This window comes from Pseudomonas mandelii (assembly GCF_002251635.1).
Lineage (GTDB): Bacteria > Pseudomonadota > Gammaproteobacteria > Pseudomonadales > Pseudomonadaceae > Aquipseudomonas > Aquipseudomonas mandelii_B.
On record NZ_NMOJ01000109.1, the window covers coordinates 1 to 17,417 of the forward strand.

The window sequence follows — 17,417 nt, forward strand, 5'->3', positions numbered from 1 at the left end:
TGGACCAAACAACGCTGATCCCCGTAGCGCGCGATTATCTAGTAGCCCGCGAAACAACGCATCAGGGGTAACAAAGTATTTATCGCGAAAAACCCCTGTTTTCAGTCGAAAAGCCCTGAAAAACATGTTTCAAGGGCTTTCACGTCTGTAACAGGAAGGTGACCGGGCCATCGTTGACCAGATGCACCTGCATATCCGCGCCGAATCTACCTGATGCCACAGTGCCATGCACCTGTTTCGCTTTGCTTAATAGATAGTCGAAAAGCTCCTCGCCCAGGGCCGGAGGGGCAGCGGTCGAAAAACTCGGGCGCAACCCGCTCTTGGTGTCTGCGGCCAGGGTGAACTGCGAGACCAGCAGCAACCCACCGCCCACCTCCGCCAACGACAGATTCATCTTGCCCTCGGCGTCACTGAATATTCGATAGTTAAGCAGTTTATGCAGAAGTTTGTCGGCGCTGGCACGAGTATCCTCGGGTTCTACCGCCACCAGCACCAATAACCCTTGATCGACCGCTCCCACCACCTCCCCCGCTACCTCGACTCGCGCGCCACGCACGCGTTGCAGCAGGCCCTTCATGCTTCTTCNGGCGGCAGGTCGAGCAAGCGGCGAGCCATCTGCCCGGCGGCACGTACCAGCGCATCGGTGATACCCGGCTCGGACGCGGCGTGGCCGGCGTCGCGGATCACCTGGAGTTCGCTGTTCGGCCAGGCTTGATGCAGCTCCCAGGCATTGTCCAGCGGGCAGATCATATCGTAGCGGCCATGAATGATTACGCCAGGCAGATGGGCGATCTTGTGCATGTCGCGAATCAGCTGGTTAGGCTCCAGGAAGGAGTCGTTGGTGAAGTAGTGGCACTCGATACGCGCGATGGACAACGCACGTTGCGGCTCGGAGAAGCGATCGACCACCAGCGGGTTCGGACGCAAGGTCGCGGTCCGGCCTTCCCAGGTGGACCAGGCCTTGGCCGCATGCATCTGGGCGATCTGATCGTTGCCGGTCAGGCGCTTGTGGAAGGCGCTGAGCAAGTCGCCGCGCTCATCCAATGGAATAGGCGCGACGTAGTCCTGCCAGTAATCGGGGAACAGACGGCTGGCGCCACATTGGTAGAACCACTCGATTTCCTGCGGACGGCAGAGAAAAATCCCGCGCAGGATCAGACCGTGTACACGCTCCGGGTGGGTTTGTGCGTAGGCCAGTGCCAGGGTCGAACCCCAGGAGCCGCCGAACAGCACCCATTTTTCGATGCCCAGGTGCTCGCGGATGCGCTCAAGGTCGGCGACCAAGTCCCAAGTGGTGTTGTTTTCAAGGCTGGCGTGGGGCGTGGAGCGACCGCAACCGCGCTGATCGAAGGTCACGATACGGTACAGGTTCGGATCGAAGTATCGGCGGCTTTGGGCATCGCACCCGGCACCGGGGCCGCCGTGGATGAACACCACCGGCAAACCTTCCGGTGAACCGCTTTCGTCGACATACAGCGTGTGGGTGTCATCGACTGCCAGATCGTGCCGGGCGTAGGGTTTGATCTGCGGGTACCAAGTCTGCATTGCGCGCTCCGTAAGGGGTCGAGGTCATCCCTGGGGGGACTTCTATTATTCTGCCGTCCGGCATCATAAACCCGAATTACGCCAATGAGCATGCCCCTTGCAGCGTCATAGTCTGTCAGCCAAATACCCGAGCAGCGTTTCATACAGCAAGTCGACCTCGGCGACCTGGCCCCGGGCCCGCAAACAGCCGTGAACCAGCCCCTCACCGTAATAAAGCGTCGCGGTCACGCCGGCGGCCTGCAGTTGTTCGGCGTAGAGCATGCCGTCATCGCGCAGCGGGTCGAACTGGGCCACGGCGATCAATGCCGGCGGCAGCCCGCCGAAGTGTCCGGCGAGCAACGGCATGGCGTAGGCACCCGGCTGTCGGGTGCTGCGCAAGTACAGGGCGTGATAACAATCCACATCACTGCTGGCGAGCAACGGCGCGTCGATGCATTCGCTGCGCGATGGCAACGGCTGATTGCCGCCCAGCCCCGGGTAGATCAGCACCTGCGCCGCCGGCAATGGCTCGCCCGCATCCCGCAACGCCAGACAAAGCGCGGCGGCGAGATTGCCACCGGCACTGTCTCCCGCCACCAGCGTGCGCTCGGGATCAAGCCGAAAAGGTCCGGTTCGCAGCGCGCGCCAGACACTCAAGCAATCATTGAACGCCGCCGGAAACGGATGCTCCGGCGCCAATCGGTAATCGACCGCGATCACCAGCACGCCGAGTGTCGACGCCAGTTCTGCGCAGATGAAATCGTGGGAATCCAGATCGCCCACCACCCAACCACCGCCATGCAGATACACAATGCACGGGACACCGCCGGTCGCAGGTGCAACCGGCGGTTGATAGGATCGCACCGGCACACCGGCCAACTCGAAATCGACCACGTAGAGGCCGGCGGGACGCGGCGGGGTGAACGCCCGGCACATCGCGCTGTAGGCCTGACGCAAACCGTGGAGGCTGCTGTCGGTGCTGTTGAAGCTGACGGTTTTCTCGACGAAAGCCGTCATTTGTTCGGATAGCGGGTAAGGAGCCATAGGCCTGCTGCCAAGGGTTTTGGGGGGGCTGACGCAACCCTGCGGGAGCGAGCTTGCTCGCGATGGCGGCCGAACAGTCAACATCTTTGTTGAATGTGACGGCCTCATCGCGAGCAAGCTCGGCCGAACAGTCAACATCTTTGTTGAATGTGACGGCCTCATCGCGAGCAAGCTCGCTCCCACAGGGTTTGCGGTTACCGTCAGGGCTTCAAACTGGCCTGAACGGTCGCCGCGCCATCCTTGCCATCAAAACTGCTGACACCGGCCAGCCAACGCTGAAGGTCTTCCGGGTGATCGCGCAGCCACTGTTTGGCAACGTCCTGGGGCGTCTTGCGCTCCATGATCGGCACCATCAACTGGCTTTCCTGGGCCGCGGTGAAGGTCAGGTTTTCCAACAGGCGATTCACATTCGGGCAACGTTCGGCATAGTCCGGGGACGTCACGGTCGAGACCGTTGCCGCGCCTTCATTGGGACCATAAACGTCTTCGCTGCCGGTTAGGTAGGCGATCTTCATGTTGATGTTCATCGGGTGCGGGGTCCAGCCGACGAACACCACGAACTCCTTGCGGTTCACGGCCCGCTGAACGGCCGCGAGCATGCCGGCCTCACCGGACTCGATCAGCTTGAAGTCTTTCAAGCCGAAGTGATTGGTCTCGATCATGGTTTTGATCGTGGTGTTGGCGCCACTGCCGGGCTCGATGCCATAGATTTTGCCGCCAAGCTTGTCTTTGAATTTGGCGATGTCGGCGAAGGTTTTCAGCCCGGCGTCCGCAACGTACTGAGGCACCGCGAGCGTCGCTTGGGCGTCGGCCAGGCTCGGTTTTTCCAGGACCTTCACTTGTTTGGCTTCCAGGAACGGCGCGATGTTCTTGTCCATCGCCGGTTTCCAGTAGCCGAGGAAGATATCCAGGCGCTTGTCGCGGATGCCGGCAAAGATGATCTGCTGCACTGCACTGGTCTGCTTGCTGTCGTAGCCNAGGCCGTTGAGCAGCACATCAGCCATGCCNCTGGTGGCGATCACGTCGGTCCAGTTGACCACGCCCATGCGCACGGCCTTGCAGGACGCATCGTCACTGGCCAGGACGCTGGTGCTCAGAAGAGCGGTGCCGCAGAGTATTGAGAGACAGCGGGTGAACAAACCTTTGGTGCTTGTCATAGAGAGCGTTCTCGTGCGGCAGATTATTGTGAGGGCCGGTGTCTTTGTGCACCGTGACCAGCACATTACGCAGCGTCGAGAGGGTAAAAGCGAACTGTAGCGACCGAGATTTGCACGGTGGCGACCGTCGTGATGCGCTATGAAGTAAACACATAACCTGTGGGAGCGAGCTTGCTCGCGATGAGGCCATAACATTCAACATTATTGTTGCCTGTCAGTCCGCCATCGCGNGCTCGCGATGAGGCCATAACATTCAACATTATTGTTGCCTGTCAGTCCGCCATCGCGAGCAAGCTCGCTCCCACAGGGTTATGCGACAGGTTCTAGTGCTTGTAGTGCTTTTGGCCCCAGGCCAGCAGGCCTTGCAGCAATTCCTTGAGCACAACCTGCGTTGGCTCAGCCAGGTCCTGCCGATAGCGGAACGGCTCAAACTCTTCCATATACGTGCATTGACCCAGTTCCAGTTGCACCGCATGGATGTTGTCGGCCGGGTTGCCGTAATGCCGGGTGATGTGGCCACCCTTGAAGCGACCGTTCAGCACATGGCTGTAATCGGTGTGCCTGGCGCAGATCGCTTCCAGCTGACTGGCTAACTGCGGATCGCANGTGGCGCCGTTGAAGGTGCCGAGGTTGAAGTCCGGCAGCTTGCCGTCGAACAGGTGCGGGATTACCGAACGNATCGAATGCGCATCGAACAGCAGCGCGTAACCGAACTCGGCTTTGAGTCGCGCCAGTTCGTTCTGCAGCGTGGTGTGATACGGCGTCCACACCTGCTCCAGGTACGTCGCACGCTCAGCCGCCGACGGTTCCATCCCTTCACGGAACAACGGAATGCCGTCGAACAGCGTCGCTGGATACAGACCGGTGGTGGCGCCGACATACAGTGGCTTGTCGTCAGACGGGCGGTTCAGGTCGATGACGAATCGCGAGTACTCGGCCGACAAGGTGCTGGCGCCCAGCTCCNCTGCGAATTCATACAGNCGGGGGATGTGCCAGTCGGTGTCCGGCAGGCTGCGTGCATCGGGGATCAACCCGGCCTCCACCGCGGGCGTCAGGCGCAGGCCGGCGTGGGGCATGCTGATCAGCAGCGGTACGCGGCCTTGTTTGAAGTTCAGAACCTTATCCACAACTGCTCTCCTAAACGCTCGTTTCGACGCCGTGACGCACGACGCGTTTTTCCAGGTCCCCGCCCAGCCAATAGGCCAGGTCGGCGGGACGATCAATCTGCCAGGCGACAAAGTCGGCGACCTTGCCCACCTCCAGCGAACCATGGGTCTCGCCCATGCCCAGCGCGGTGGCCGCGTGTTGCGTGGCGCCCGCCAGGGCTTCTTCAGGGGTCATACGGAACAAGGTGCAGGCCATGTTCAGCATCAGGCGCACCGACAACGCCGGTGAGGTGCCGGGGTTGAGGTCGCTGGCGATGGCGATCTTCACGCCGTGTTTGCGCAAGGCCTCCATCGGCGGCAACTGGGTTTCGCGCAGGAAGTAGAACGCGCCCGGCAACAGCACCGCGACGGTGCCGGAAGCGGCCATGGCGATGGCATCTTCTTCGGTCATGAATTCCAGATGGTCCGCCGACAACGCGTGGTAACGCGCGGCCAGGCTGGAGCCGTGCAGCGACGACAGTTGTTCGGCGTGCAGCTTCACCGGCAGGTCAAGTTGCTGAGCGACTTTAAACACCCGCTCCACCTGTTCCGGGGAAAACGCCAGGTATTCGCAGAACGCATCCACCGCGTCCACCAGTCCCTCCGCTGCCAGGGCCGGGAGCATTTCAGCGCAGATGTGATCGATATAGTCGTCGGCGCGATCCGCATATTCCGGTGGCAATGCATGAGCGGCCAGGCAGGTGCTGCGCACGCTGACCGGCAGTTCGGCGCCGAGGCGACGGATCACTCGCAGGATCTTGCGTTCACTGGCCAGGTCNAGGCCGTAGCCGGATTTGATCTCCACCGTGGTCACGCCGTCGCGCAGCAGACTGCGCAGGCGCTTGTGAGCGCTGGTGAACAGTTCATCTTCAGTGGCGGCACGGGTGGCGCGCACGGTGCTGGCGATGCCACCACCGGCCGCGGCGATTTCGGCGTAGCTCACGCCTTCCAGGCGCTGCTCGAATTCACCGCTGCGGTTACCGCCGAACACCGTGTGGGTGTGGCAGTCGATCAGGCCCGGCGTAACCCAGGCCCCTTTCAAATCGTTGACCGCCGGGTATTCACCCGACGGCAGTTCACTGCGCGGGCCGACCCACTCAATGTGCGCACCGGACGTCACGATGGCCGCGTCCTCGATGATCGAGTAGACGCCTTGCGCCATGGTTGCGACGTGGCAGTGTTGCCAGAGAGTTTTCATCCCGAGTTCCTCGTCTTGTTCAAAATCGAATCGCGGGCAAGCCCGCTCCCACAGGGGTAGTGTTGGATACATAAGATGCACACGACACAAAACCTGTGGGAGCCGGGCTTGCCCGCGATGGGGCCATTACAGGCTCGGCAGCAACTTGACCGAGACCAAGTCATTCAGGCAACGCGTCGCCAACAACTCGGTCGCCGCATTGATGTCCGGCGCAAAGAAGCGGTCTTTCTCATAGAACGGCACTTCGTTACGCAGAATCCCCCGAGCCTTTTCCAGCTTCGCCGAGGTCTTCAGACCTTCACGCAAATCCAGCCCCTGAACCGCCGCCAACCATTCCACCGCCAAAACACCACGGGTGTTCTCGGCCATTTCCCAAAGACGCTTGCCCGCAGCCGGGGCCATGGACACGTGGTCTTCCTGGTTGGCCGATGTCGGCAAGCTGTCGACGCTATGCGGATGGGACAGCGCCTTGTTCTCGCTGGCCAGTGCTGCCGCCGTCACCTGGGCGATCATGAAGCCGGAGTTCACCCCGCCATTGCCCACCAGGAACGGCGGCAGTTGCGACATGTGCTTGTCCATCATCAGCGAGATACGACGCTCGCTCAGGGAGCCGATTTCAGCGATGGCCAGCGCCATGTTATCCGCGGCCATGGCCACCGGTTCGGCGTGGAAGTTACCGCCGGAGATCACGTCGCCTTCGGCTGCGAACACCAGCGGGTTATCCGACACGGCGTTGGCTTCTACCACCAGCACTTCGGCGGCCTGGCGGAATTGAGTCAGGCAGGCGCCCATGACTTGCGGCTGGCAGCGCAGGGAGTACGGGTCTTGCACCTTGTCGCAGTTCTGGTGCGACTGGGAGACCTGGCTGCNNTCGCCCAGCAGGTCGCGATAGGCNGCAGCGGNATCGATCTGGCCTTTTTGGCCACGCGCCGCGTGAATACGTGCATCGAACGGCGAGCGCGAGCCCAGCACGGCTTCCACGGTCAGGCCACCACACGCGAGTGCGCCGGCGAACAAATCTTCGCCTTCGAACAGGCCACGCAGGGCGTACGCGGTGGACACCTGGGTGCCATTGAGCAGCGCCAGGCCTTCCTTGGCGGCGAGGGTCAGCGGCGCCAGGCCGGCGACTTTCAGCGCTTCGGTGGCTTCCAGCCATTCGCCTTTGTAGCGAGCCTTGCCTTCACCCAGCAGCACCAGAGACATGTGGGCCAGAGGCGCCAGGTCGCCGGAAGCACCGACCGAACCTTTCAACGGAATGTGCGGGTAAACCTCGGCGTTGATCAGCGCGATCAACGCGTCGATCACCTGGCGGCGAATCCCGGAGAAGCCACGGCTCAGGCTGTTGACCTTGAGCACCATGACCAGCCGCACCAGCGCATCGCTGATCGGCTCACCGACGCCGGCAGCGTGGGACAGCACCAGCGAACGCTGGAGGTTTTCCAGGTCTTCGCAGGCGATGCGGGTCGAGGCCAGCAGGCCGAAACCGGTGTTGATGCCGTAGGCGGTGCGATTCTCGGCGAGAATCTGCTCCACGCAGGCAACACTCGCTTCGATCTGCGCCGTGGCGCTGTTATCGAGGGTGATTTTGACCGGGTGCTGATAGATATCACGCAGTTGGGCAAGGCTCAGTTGGCCGGGAATCAGGTTTAGCGCAGTCATTTCATGCTCCTTTTGAGAGTTTGTTATTAACTCACCAGACGCTCCGGAGATGTCCGTTGTCCGTCGCGTCTCGCCTTATGGGAGAGCCGCGCCTTGGCACGCTGGTTTTTATTGGAAGTCAGTTCAGGTTCGGTAAAGCCTTGTGCAGCAACATCGGATCTTTCAACACGCCAGCAGCCGCGGCGATGTCCGGCGCCAGCCAGCGGTCCTGGTCGTAGGCCGGGACGCGTTCGCGCAGCAGGCGCCACGCGGCATCGGTGCCTGCGCCAAAACGTTGTTCCTTAAGAAANTCGAACGCCTGGGCCGCCAGCAGGTACTCGATGGCGAGAATCTGGGTGACGTTGGCCAACAGCTGATGCAGCTTGAGCGCGGCATTGGTGCCCATGCTCAGATGGTCTTCCTGCAGGCCCGAGGTGACGAAGTTGTCGAGCACCGCCGGTTGCGCCAGTTGGCGGTTTTGCCCACACAGCGAGGCGGCGACGTACTGCACGATCATCATCCCGGAGTTGACCCCGGGGTTGCTGACCAGGAACGCCGGCAAGCCGCTGACATGCGGGTTGATCAGGCGGTCCAGGCGGCGTTCGGCCACGGAGCCGATTTCGGCCATGGCGATGGCGAGCATGTCGGCCGCCAACGCCACGGACTGCCCATGCGGGTTGGCCTGGGACACCACGCGGTAGTTGTCCGGGGTGCCCAGCAGCAACGGGTTGTCGGTGCAGCCGTTGAGCTCGGTTTCGATCTGCTGGATCGCGTGCGTCAGTTGATCCCGTGCAGCGCCGTGGACTTGCGGGATCGAACGGATGCTCAGCGCATCCTGCGTGCGAATGCCTTTGCTCGACGCAATCACTTCACTGCCATCCAGCAACGCCCGCAGGTTGATGCCGACCTGCTGCATGCCCGGATGCGGCTTGAGCGCGATGATGGCTTCGTCAAACGCGTCGATCTGGCCGCGCTGGGCCTCGAAGCTCATGGCGCCGATTACGTCGGCCCATTGCAGCANGNGNGTCGCATCGGCAATCGCCAGACAGCTGAGGCCGGACATGCACGGCGTGCCGTTGACCAGGCACAAGCCATCTTTAGCACCCAGCTGAACCGGTTGCAGGCCTTCTTCAGCCAAGGCTTGCTGTGCAGAAACGATCTGCCCGCGATAACTCACATTACCGACGCCCAACAAGGCCACGCCGACGTGGGCCATGTGGGTCAGGTAACCCACCGAACCCTGGGACGGCACTTGCGGCGTGATGCCGTGNTTAAGCAGCACCAGCAGGGCTTCGACCACCCGACGATGAATGCCGGATTTGCCTTGGCTGTAATTCAGGATCGCTGCACAGAGAATTGCGCGGGTTTGCTCGTCGGCCAGTGGTGCGCCAACGCCACAGGCGTGGCTGAGCAAGGTGTTGCGCGACAGTTGGCTCAGTTGTTCGTCTTTGAGCGAGACGTTGCACAACGCACCCAGGCCGGTGTTGACGCCATAGGCGCGCTCGCCGCTGGCGACGATGCGCTGAACGATCGCCTGGGCATTCTCGATCCGCGCCCAGGCCTGGGCCGACAGCTCAAGCTGAGCGCCATGACGGGCGACGGCAACCACATCCTGCCAACGCAACGGGGCATCGGCGATAACGATTTTTTCAGCCTGGGACATCATTAACCTCGTGCGTACAACCTGAATATTGATGCAGCTTTACCGGCGCCATCGCGGGCAAGCCCGCTCCCACAGTGTTCTGTTGTGTGAAGAAAATGTGTGCAACACAACCAATCCCTGTGGGAGCGGGCTTGCCCGCGATGAGGCCCGCTCGATCACCGCAAATTTCTCAGACCACCGCCGCCCGCCGCTGAACAAACCGGTCCACATACTCATCCGCCGGCGAATGCAGAATCTCGCGCGGCGTGCCGACCTGGATCAGCTTGCCGTCCTTGAGGATCGCAATGCGGTTGCCAATACGTACGGCTTCGTCGAGGTCGTGGGTGATGAACACGATGGTCTTGTGCAAAGTCTTTTGCAGCTCCAGCAACTGGTCCTGCATCTCGGCGCGGATCAGCGGGTCGAGCGCACTGAAGGCTTCGTCCATCAGAATGATGTCGGTGTCAGCCGCCAAGGCGCGGGCCAGGCCCACACGCTGGCGCATGCCGCCGGAAAGCTGGTGCGGGTATTTGTTTTCGTAGCCTTTGAGGCCCACGGTTTCGATCCAGTGCAGCGCGCGTTCGGCGCAGACCTGCTTGGTTTCGCCACGCACTTTCAAGCCGTAGGCGACGTTGTCGAGCACACTCTTGTGGGGCAGCAGGCCGAAGCTCTGGAACACCATGCTGATCTTGTGCCGACGGAATTGGCGCAGGGCTTCCATGTCCAGTTGCAGGATATCTTCGCCGTCCACCAGGATCGCGCCGCTGGTGGGGTCGATCAGGCGGTTGAAGTGGCGCACCAGTGTGGATTTGCCGGAGCCCGATAGCCCCATGATCACAAAGATCTCGCCGGTGCCGATGCTCAGGGACAGGTCGTTCACGCCGACCACGCAGCCGGTCTCGGCCAGCACCTGGTCCTTGGTCTTGCCCTGGCCAACCAGCGCCAGCGCTTCCTTGGAGCGGTTGCCGAAGATCTTGAAGACGTTCTTGACTTCNATTTTGCTGATGGNNNCNTTNTTCATTTGTTCGCCTCATGCCGTGGACGACCATAGGCCTGNGTAATGCGGTCGATGACCACTGCAAGAATCACGATCGCCAGACCGGCTTCCAGGCCACGTCCGACGTTGAGGGTCTGAATCCCCACCAACACGTCTTCACCCAGGCCTCGGGCACCAATCATCGAGGCGATAACCACCATCGACAGCGCCATCATGGTGGTCTGGTTGATCCCGGCCATGATACTCGGCAGCGCCAGCGGCAGTTGCACGCCGAACAGTTGCTGCCAGCGGTTGGCACCGAAGGCATTGATGGCTTCCATGACTTCGCCGTCGACTTGGCGAATGCCCAAATCCGTCAGGCGAATCAGCGGCGGCGCGGCGTAGATCACCGTGGCGAAAATCGCCGGCACCTTGCCGAGGCCGAACAGCATCAGCACCGGAATCAGGTACACGAAGCTGGGCATGGTTTGCATGATGTCGAGCAACGGCATCAGCACCGAACGCAGGCGATTGCTGCGTGCCGACAGAATGCCCAGCGGAATGCCGATCAGCACCGAAATGACCGTCGCGACCATCATCAGCGCCAGGGTCTGCATCAGCTTGTCCCAGAGGCCGACCGCACCCACCAGGAACAGCAGGCCGACGATGACTGCCGTGGTCACCACTTTGCGGGTCGCGTGCCAGGCGATCCCCGCGACGATGGCCAGCATCAGCCACCAGGGCGCCGCGCGCAGCAACCCTTCCAGGTTGACGATGGCCCACAGCAGGGTATCGGAGATGTGCCGGAACACATCGCCGTAGTTGGTGACCAGCGAGTCCACCCAACCGTTGACCCAGTCGGCGATGGAAAAGGTAAAGCTTTCGGGAAACATAAGAGACTCTCAATCAAGGGGTTGCGATCAAGCGTCCGACTGCCGTCGCCGGCAGTCGGAGAGGCTCAACCTACAAGGCCGCGTCGATTTTCTTGGCTGCGTCGTCGCTCACCCATGCGTGCCAGACTTCAGGATGTTCCTTGAGGAAAATTTTCGCCAGTTTTGGCGACTCGATCCGCTCTTTGGCCATGCGCCCGAGGTTCTGATTCAGCAGGTCGATCGGCAGGTTGACCTTTTCCAGCACCGCCACCAGTTCCGGGGCTTGCTCGTGGAACGTCTTGGACAGGCCGACCTTGATGGTCACGCTTTTATCCACACCGGGTTTTTCTTCCAGCTTGACCAGATCAACCTGGCCCATCAGCGGGGTGGGTGACCAGTAATAAAAGAGGATCGGCTCGCCACGCTTGTAGCTCGACAGCACCGCCGCATCCAGCGCCGGGCCGGTGCCTGGGCGGAAGTTGGTGTAGGTGCTTTCCAGGCCATAGCTTTTAAGCATTTCGCTGTTGTCCAGCTCACAGGTCCAGCCGGCCGGGCAGTTGTAGAAGCGGCCCTTGGATGGCTCTTCCTGATCCTTGAACACCGAAGCGTATTTGGCCAGGTCGGCGATGTTTTTCAGGTCCGGCGCCTTGGGTTCCAGCTTGCGCTTGGCGTCGCCTTCAATCACGTAACGCGGCACGTACCAGCCTTCGACAGCACCGACAACCGGGGCACCGACGCCGACGACTTTGCCGGCCTTCTCGGCCTTGTTCCAGACTTCGCTGCGGCCGACCCACTCTTCGGCAAACACCTGGATGTCGTTGCTGCTCAGGGCGTTTTCCATGGTGATGGAGTTGCCCGGCAGGCTGTCGGTTTTGCAGTCGTAGCCTTTTTCCAGCACGGTTTGCAGGATGTCGGTGAGCAACATGCCGCTTTCCCAGTTCAGGCCGGCGAATTTCACCGGTTTGCCGGATTCGCACCAACCGGCCGCCTGAGTGGCGCCGGCGCTGGCGAGCAGGCCCACGGAAAGCAATGTGGTCAGCAGGGTCTTGTTCGATTTCATTGTAGTGACGCTCCTAATCATGAATTGGCTTACGGCAGTCAAGAGGCATCCAGCCCTGTCCACGTCCAATCAGGCCTGCGCCGCAGCGCGACCAGCCCCACTTGTTTTTTGTTGTACAACGCTGTCCTGCTCAACCGGCAGAATCAGGTGATCGGGTACCGAGCCGTGCCATTTTTTCGCGCAGACGTAATAGAGGGCTGCGGGAAGTACCAGACCGATGATCCAGGAAATATCCACATCACCCAGCGCGGCCACCAGCGGGCCGGTGTAGAACTTGGTGGAGATGAATGGCAATTGCACCAGCACGCCGAAGACATAGACGCTGATACCGAGCAGGTTCCAGCGACCGTAGCGACCGTTCGGGTCGGCCAGCGCCGGCACGTCATAGCGCTCGCGGGTGATGCAGTAGTAATCCACCAGGTTGATCGCACTCCAGGGCGTAAAGAACGCCAGCAGGAACAGGATGAAAGACTTGAAAGCACCGAGGAACGAGTGCTGGCCGAGCAACGCGATCAGGGTCGCAGTACCGACAATGACCAGCACGAAGACCAGGCGTTGCAGACGCGTGACCTCCAGGCGACCCCGAAAGCCGCTGATGATGGTCGCGATGCACATGAAACTGCCGTAGGAGTTCAGCGTAGAGATGGTGACCTTGCCGAAAGCGATGCTGAAGTACAGCAGCGCAGCCGTGGCACCCGTACCGCCCAAACCNACGATATAAGCCACTTCGTGACCTGCGAATTGCCCGTTGGACATGGCCGCGGCAAACACGCCGAGGATCATCGCTACCTGTGCACCAATGACCGAGCCCGCGCCAGCGGCGAGAAAGGTTTTCAGCGAAGACGTCTTGCTCGGCAAGTAACGTGAATAGTCCGCCACGTAAGGGCCGAAAGCGATCTGCCAGGAGGCCGCGAGCGACACCGCCAGCAAGAAACTGCTCCAGCTGAAGTGACGGATTTGCAACAGTGCGCCAACATCAACCTGGCTCATCAGACGGCTGAACAGGTAAACAAAGGCAATCACACCGATGACGCTGGCGACGCGACCGATCCAATGGATCACCCGGTAACCGAGCACCGTGACCAGCACAATGACACTGGCGAAAATAAGGATACCGACGCTGTCGCTGACGCCAAACAACTGGCCCAGCGCTTGGCCGGACAGTACGGTGCCGGTCGCGGTAAAGCCGAGGTACATCAAACAGACCAGCACGATCGGGATGGCCGCGCCATANACNCCGAACTGCACNCGGCTGGAGATCATCTGCGGCAGGCCAAGCTTGGGCCCTTGNGCGGCATGCAACGCCATGACNCCGCCACCGATCAATTGGCCGATCAACAGACCGATCAACGACCAGAACACATCACCGCCCAGCACCACGGCCAGGGCCCCGGTGACAATGGCGGTGATTTGCAGGTTGGCACCCATCCACAGGGTGAACTGGCTGAACAGACGACCGTGTCTTTCCGCTTCCGGGATGTAGTCGATCGAACGNGTCTCGATCAACGGTTTACTGCCTGCACGATCGTTGTTAACAGCCATGATTCAACCTCTGTGGATTGTTATTCTGGGTTGGTGCAACCCCTGTAGGAGCCGGCTTGCTGCGGGCGGCGCTCCGACTGAATTGCCAGCAAGCCGGCTCCTACGGGGTATTGGTTTATTTACCGGTAATCATCGGCAGGTTCAGCCCTTGTTCCTTGGCGCAGTCGATTGCGATCTGGTAACCCGCATCGGCGTGGCGCATCACACCGGTGGCCGGGTCGTTGTGCAGTACGCGGGCGATCCGCTCGGCGGCTTCATCGGTACCGTCGCAAACGATCACCATGCCGGAGTGCTGGGAGAAGCCCATGCCCACGCCGCCGCCGTGGTGCAGCGAAACCCAGGTCGCGCCGCTGGCGGTGTTGAGCAAGGCGTTGAGCAGTGGCCAGTCGGACACAGCGTCGGAACCGTCCTGCATGGCTTCGGTTTCGCGGTTCGGGCTGGCGACCGAGCCGGAGTCGAGGTGGTCACGGCCGATCACCACCGGTGCCGACAGCTCGCCGCTGCGCACCATTTCGTTGAACGCCAGGCCCAGCTTGGCGCGCTGGCCCAGGCCCACCCAGCAGATACGTGCCGGCAGGCCCTGGAAGCTGATGCGCTCGCGCGCCATGTCCAGCCAGTTGTGCAGGTGCGCGTCGTCGGGGATCAGCTCTTTGACTTTGGCGTCGGTCTTGTAGATGTCCTGCGGGTCGCCGGACAGCGCCGCCCAGCGGAACGGGCCGATGCCACGGCAGAACAGTGGGCGGATGTAGGCCGGTACGAAGCCTGGGAAGGCGAAGGCGTCTTGCACGCCTTCTTCTTGCGCCATCTGGCGGATGTTGTTGCCGTAGTCGAAGGTCGGGATGCCTTGCTTCTGGAACTCGAGCATGGCTTTGACGTGCACGGCCATCGACTGCTTGGCGGCTTTGACCACGGCAGCAGGCTCGGTTTTGGCGCGGGCGCGGTATTCGTCCCAGGTCCAGCCGGCCGGCAGGTAGCCGTTGAGTGGATCGTGGGCGCTGGTCTGGTCGGTGACCATGTCCGGGCGCACGCCACGCTTGACCAGCTCCGGCAGGATTTCCGCCGCGTTACCCAGCAGGGCGATGGAGATGGCCTTGCCTTCCTTGGTGTATTTGGCGATGCGGGCCAGGGCGTCGTCGAGGTCGGTGGCTTGCTCGTCGACATAACGGCTGCTCAAGCGGAAGTCGATACTGACCTGCTGGCACTCGATGTTCAGCGAGCACGCCCCGGCCAACGTTGCGGCCAGAGGCTGAGCGCCACCCATGCCGCCGAGGCCTGCGGTCAGGACCCAACGACCTTTCAGGTCNCNGTTGTAATGCTGGCGACCGGCTTCGACGAAGGTTTCGTAGGTACCCTGGACGATGCCCTGGCTGCCGATGTAGATCCAGCTGCCGGCAGTCATCTGGCCGTACATGGCCAGGCCCTTGGCATCCAGCTCGTTAAAGTGTTCCCAACTGGCCCAGTGCGGTACCAGGTTGGAGTTGGCGATCAGTACGCGCGGAGCGTTGCTGTGGGTCTTGAACACGCCGACCGGCTTGCCGGATTGCACCAGCAGGGTCTCGTCGTCATTCAAATTGGTGAGGCTCTCGACGATCTGGTCGTAGCACTCCCAGTTACGCGCCGCACGGCCGATACCGCCGTACACCACCAGCTCTTTCGGGTTCTCGGCCACTTNCGGGTCGAGGTTGTTCATCAGCATGCGCAGCGGCGCTTCGGTCAGCCAGCTCTTGGCGGTCAGCTTGTTACCGCGGGCAGCGCGGATTTCAACGTCACGATACTTTGTAGGTTTCTGGGTATTGTCAGTCACGAAAAAGACTCCTCAGCGATCAATCCAAACCAACCCTGGCGGTGGGTAAGCCAGCCTGTGCGCACTGTTGCGCCACAAGCGAATCAGTGGACGTTGCGAGGAGTCTCGGTCGACTCATACGCATACGTCTTTACTTGTACATACAAGCATATGCAATCAAGCGGCCAACTTGTTGGATGGGTGTTCAAGAAACGTTTTTGGAACGCTGGAAGGCCCTTGGATCAAGGGTTTAGACGAAGATGAAATTTTTGCAGGGGAATTTTGCGGAGGGGAGGCAGCTGTTACTTGAGCGAGGTTTTGCGCCAGGCTGGGGCGTTCGGTAACAAAGTGGTGCGCGATGGGGAACACGGGTAGAAGGCTGCTTTTGTGGCGAGGGGATTTATTCTTCAGCAGTTAATCAGCGTGCGGTCAGCTCGATCACACAGCATTGGCCACTGACGGAAACTTCCAGCAGGCCGGTGTTACCGTCGAGTTGCAGGCAATCATGGCGACCGAGTTGTGAGGCGCTGTTACCGACCTTCACTTCAAGCTCGTCGGTGACACTAAATACGAGCACGGTGCCTGCCGAGCTGAAAAACCGCTGTTCGCCGTCCAGCCACTGCAACCGCGCGTCGTAACGCTGCGGCGCATAAATCAGGTTGAAGTCGCGAATCGGCCCACCGAGCAATGTGCACGCAACCTGGCTCTCACCGCTGAAAGCAAACGGCTCCAACGGTAACAACGGATGGGTGTCCTGGCCGTCAACGCGCAAGGTCATGCCGTCACCTTGCAGCACGGTAATCACGCGCTCGTAACCGGCGAACATTGAAAAGCCGCCAGACTCGCCGATATCGGCAATCGACAGGCGCCAGCCAAAGCCATCAAGGCCGGCACCTCCATCACGGGTAATTTCTTCAGTGCTGCCGCCGCCGTTTTTCCACGGCATGCGCGGGTAATCTTTGGCGCGTAAAACCTTCGTTTGATTCATTTATGAAACCGACCTTCCAGACGATGACGGGAACCAGGGTGGATCAAACGGGCGGCGGTCACCGGCTGACGGCCGGACCAGGTGCGGCGACGAATCAGCAGGCACGGCTCGCCCTTTTCAATCTGCAGCAATTTGCANTCGGAGGCATCGGCAAGGATCGCTTCGACCACGTGCTCGCCTTCGGTCAGCGGCGCAACCTGATTCAAATAGGCGTAAGGCGTTTGCTGGGTGAAATCCTGCTGCAAGTAATCCGGTGCCACCAGGGCGTTGACGAAACGGTCTTCGATTTGCACAGGAATATCGTTTTCGAAATGCACGATCAGCGAATGGAAAACCCTCTGGCCCTCGCGCATGTCCAGCGCCAAAGCGCGCTCGGAACCGGCGGCCTCTTCTTCGAGGGTGATCACCTTGCAGGTATGGCGATGGCCACGGGAGGCGATCTCATCGGCAATGTTGTGCACTTCAAACAGCGCCGACTGGCTCTTGGGTTCGGCGACGAAGGTACCGACGCCTTGCATGCGCACCAGCAACCCCTCCGCGGTGAGTTCGCGCAGGGCGCGGTTGATGGTCATGCGGCTGAAGCCCAGTTGGCTGACCAGCTCGCTCTCCGACGGCACGCGGTAATGGGGCGGCCAGTTGCCGTTGAGGATTTGCTGGCTGATCATCTGTTTGACGCGGGCATACAAGGGCGCCGGACTTTCGCCCATGTTCGCGGCCAACGGTGACACTGCAGGCGGAGTCGGCACGGTTAATCCTTGTTCGTTGAAGAGAGGTTGCTAGCTTGCCGGAGTTTACCGAGCAGGCAAACGTCTGTATATGTATATACAAATAACACACGACCGGGGTGC

General features: G+C 61.0%; 14 protein-coding genes and 1 pseudogene. All 15 read right to left on the reverse strand.

The genetic code is table 11. From position 1 onward, the window contains the following. Window positions 1–139: 139 nt before the first annotated feature. The 15 genes and pseudogenes from dtd to hutC all read right to left on the reverse strand — a co-directional run bounded on the left by dtd (window position 140) and on the right by hutC (window position 17,276). Window positions 140–577, reverse strand: a complete 438-nt coding sequence (gene dtd, locus B7L09_RS15415) for a D-aminoacyl-tRNA deacylase (RefSeq protein ID WP_094469548.1) — start codon at window positions 575–577, stop codon at window positions 140–142. Continuing rightward, window positions 574–1,545: a prolyl aminopeptidase gene (gene pip, locus B7L09_RS15420; protein ID WP_094469549.1), complete on the reverse strand. Its 972-nt coding sequence runs from the start codon at window positions 1,543–1,545 to the stop codon at window positions 574–576. Before pip ends, dtd begins: the two co-directional genes overlap by 4 nt. A gap of 105 nt (window positions 1,546–1,650) precedes the next feature. Next, window positions 1,651–2,568 (reverse strand): alpha/beta hydrolase, encoded by a 918-nt coding sequence (locus tag B7L09_RS15425; protein WP_094469550.1) that lies wholly within the window; start codon window positions 2,566–2,568, stop codon window positions 1,651–1,653. A 200-nt stretch (window positions 2,569–2,768) separates the two neighbouring features. After that, entirely contained in the window at window positions 2,769–3,725 is a 957-nt protein-coding gene (locus B7L09_RS15430; RefSeq protein WP_094469551.1) for a choline ABC transporter substrate-binding protein, read from the reverse strand. A 323-nt stretch (window positions 3,726–4,048) separates the two neighbouring features. Next, complete coding sequence (gene hutG / locus B7L09_RS15435; protein ID WP_094469552.1) at window positions 4,049–4,852, reverse strand: N-formylglutamate deformylase; 804 nt, start codon at window positions 4,850–4,852, stop codon at window positions 4,049–4,051. 10 nt (window positions 4,853–4,862) lie between these two features. After that, window positions 4,863–6,068 carry an imidazolonepropionase gene (gene hutI / locus B7L09_RS15440; protein WP_094469553.1) on the reverse strand — a complete coding sequence of 402 codons (1,206 nt, stop codon included), beginning with the start codon at window positions 6,066–6,068 and terminating at the stop codon, window positions 4,863–4,865. 126 nt (window positions 6,069–6,194) lie between these two features. Further along, window positions 6,195–7,727, reverse strand: a complete 1,533-nt coding sequence (gene hutH / locus B7L09_RS15445; RefSeq protein ID WP_094469554.1) for a histidine ammonia-lyase — start codon at window positions 7,725–7,727, stop codon at window positions 6,195–6,197. Between the two features lie 118 nt (window positions 7,728–7,845). Continuing rightward, entirely contained in the window at window positions 7,846–9,369 is a 1,524-nt protein-coding gene (locus B7L09_RS15450; protein ID WP_094469555.1) for an HAL/PAL/TAL family ammonia-lyase, read from the reverse strand. Window positions 9,370–9,538: 169 nt separating this feature from the next. Further along, window positions 9,539–10,369, reverse strand: a pseudogene (locus tag B7L09_RS15455) (quaternary amine ABC transporter ATP-binding protein). After that, window positions 10,366–11,217, reverse strand: coding sequence for an ABC transporter permease (locus B7L09_RS15460; RefSeq protein WP_094469556.1), 852 nt, complete (start codon window positions 11,215–11,217; stop codon window positions 10,366–10,368). The pseudogene B7L09_RS15455 and the gene B7L09_RS15460 overlap by 4 nt, the downstream one beginning before the upstream one ends. Window positions 11,218–11,287: 70 nt before the next feature. Next, window positions 11,288–12,256, reverse strand: a complete 969-nt coding sequence (locus tag B7L09_RS15465; protein ID WP_094469557.1) for an ABC transporter substrate-binding protein — start codon at window positions 12,254–12,256, stop codon at window positions 11,288–11,290. 69 nt (window positions 12,257–12,325) lie between these two features. After that, on the reverse strand, window positions 12,326–13,798 hold the full coding sequence (locus B7L09_RS15470; protein ID WP_094469558.1) for a purine-cytosine permease family protein: 1,473 nt from the start codon (window positions 13,796–13,798) through the stop codon (window positions 12,326–12,328). 115 nt (window positions 13,799–13,913) lie between these two features. Further along, window positions 13,914–15,602 (reverse strand): urocanate hydratase, encoded by a 1,689-nt coding sequence (hutU, locus tag B7L09_RS15475; protein WP_094469559.1) that lies wholly within the window; start codon window positions 15,600–15,602, stop codon window positions 13,914–13,916. A gap of 397 nt (window positions 15,603–15,999) precedes the next feature. Continuing rightward, window positions 16,000–16,569 (reverse strand): HutD/Ves family protein, encoded by a 570-nt coding sequence (locus B7L09_RS15480; RefSeq protein WP_094469560.1) that lies wholly within the window; start codon window positions 16,567–16,569, stop codon window positions 16,000–16,002. Then, the gene (gene hutC, locus B7L09_RS15485) at window positions 16,566–17,276 is read right to left on the reverse strand and encodes a histidine utilization transcriptional repressor HutC (protein WP_176457713.1); all 711 of its coding nucleotides are present in this window, start codon (window positions 17,274–17,276) and stop codon (window positions 16,566–16,568) included. The genes B7L09_RS15480 and hutC overlap by 4 nt, the downstream gene beginning before the upstream one ends. Window positions 17,277–17,417 lie beyond the last annotated feature (141 nt).

What these genes read in the sequence shown, in the direction of transcription:
- dtd (WP_094469548.1), bottom strand. Translation starts at nt 577, where the DNA reads ATGAAGGGCCTGCTGCAACGCGTGCGTGGCGCGCGAGTCGAGGTAGCG.
- B7L09_RS15425 (WP_094469550.1), bottom strand. Translation starts at nt 2,568, where the DNA reads ATGGCTCCTTACCCGCTATCCGAACAAATGACGGCTTTCGTCGAGAAA.
- B7L09_RS15465 (WP_094469557.1), bottom strand. Translation starts at nt 12,256, where the DNA reads ATGAAATCGAACAAGACCCTGCTGACCACATTGCTTTCCGTGGGCCTG.
- B7L09_RS15480 (WP_094469560.1), bottom strand. Translation starts at nt 16,569, where the DNA reads ATGAATCAAACGAAGGTTTTACGCGCCAAAGATTACCCGCGCATGCCG.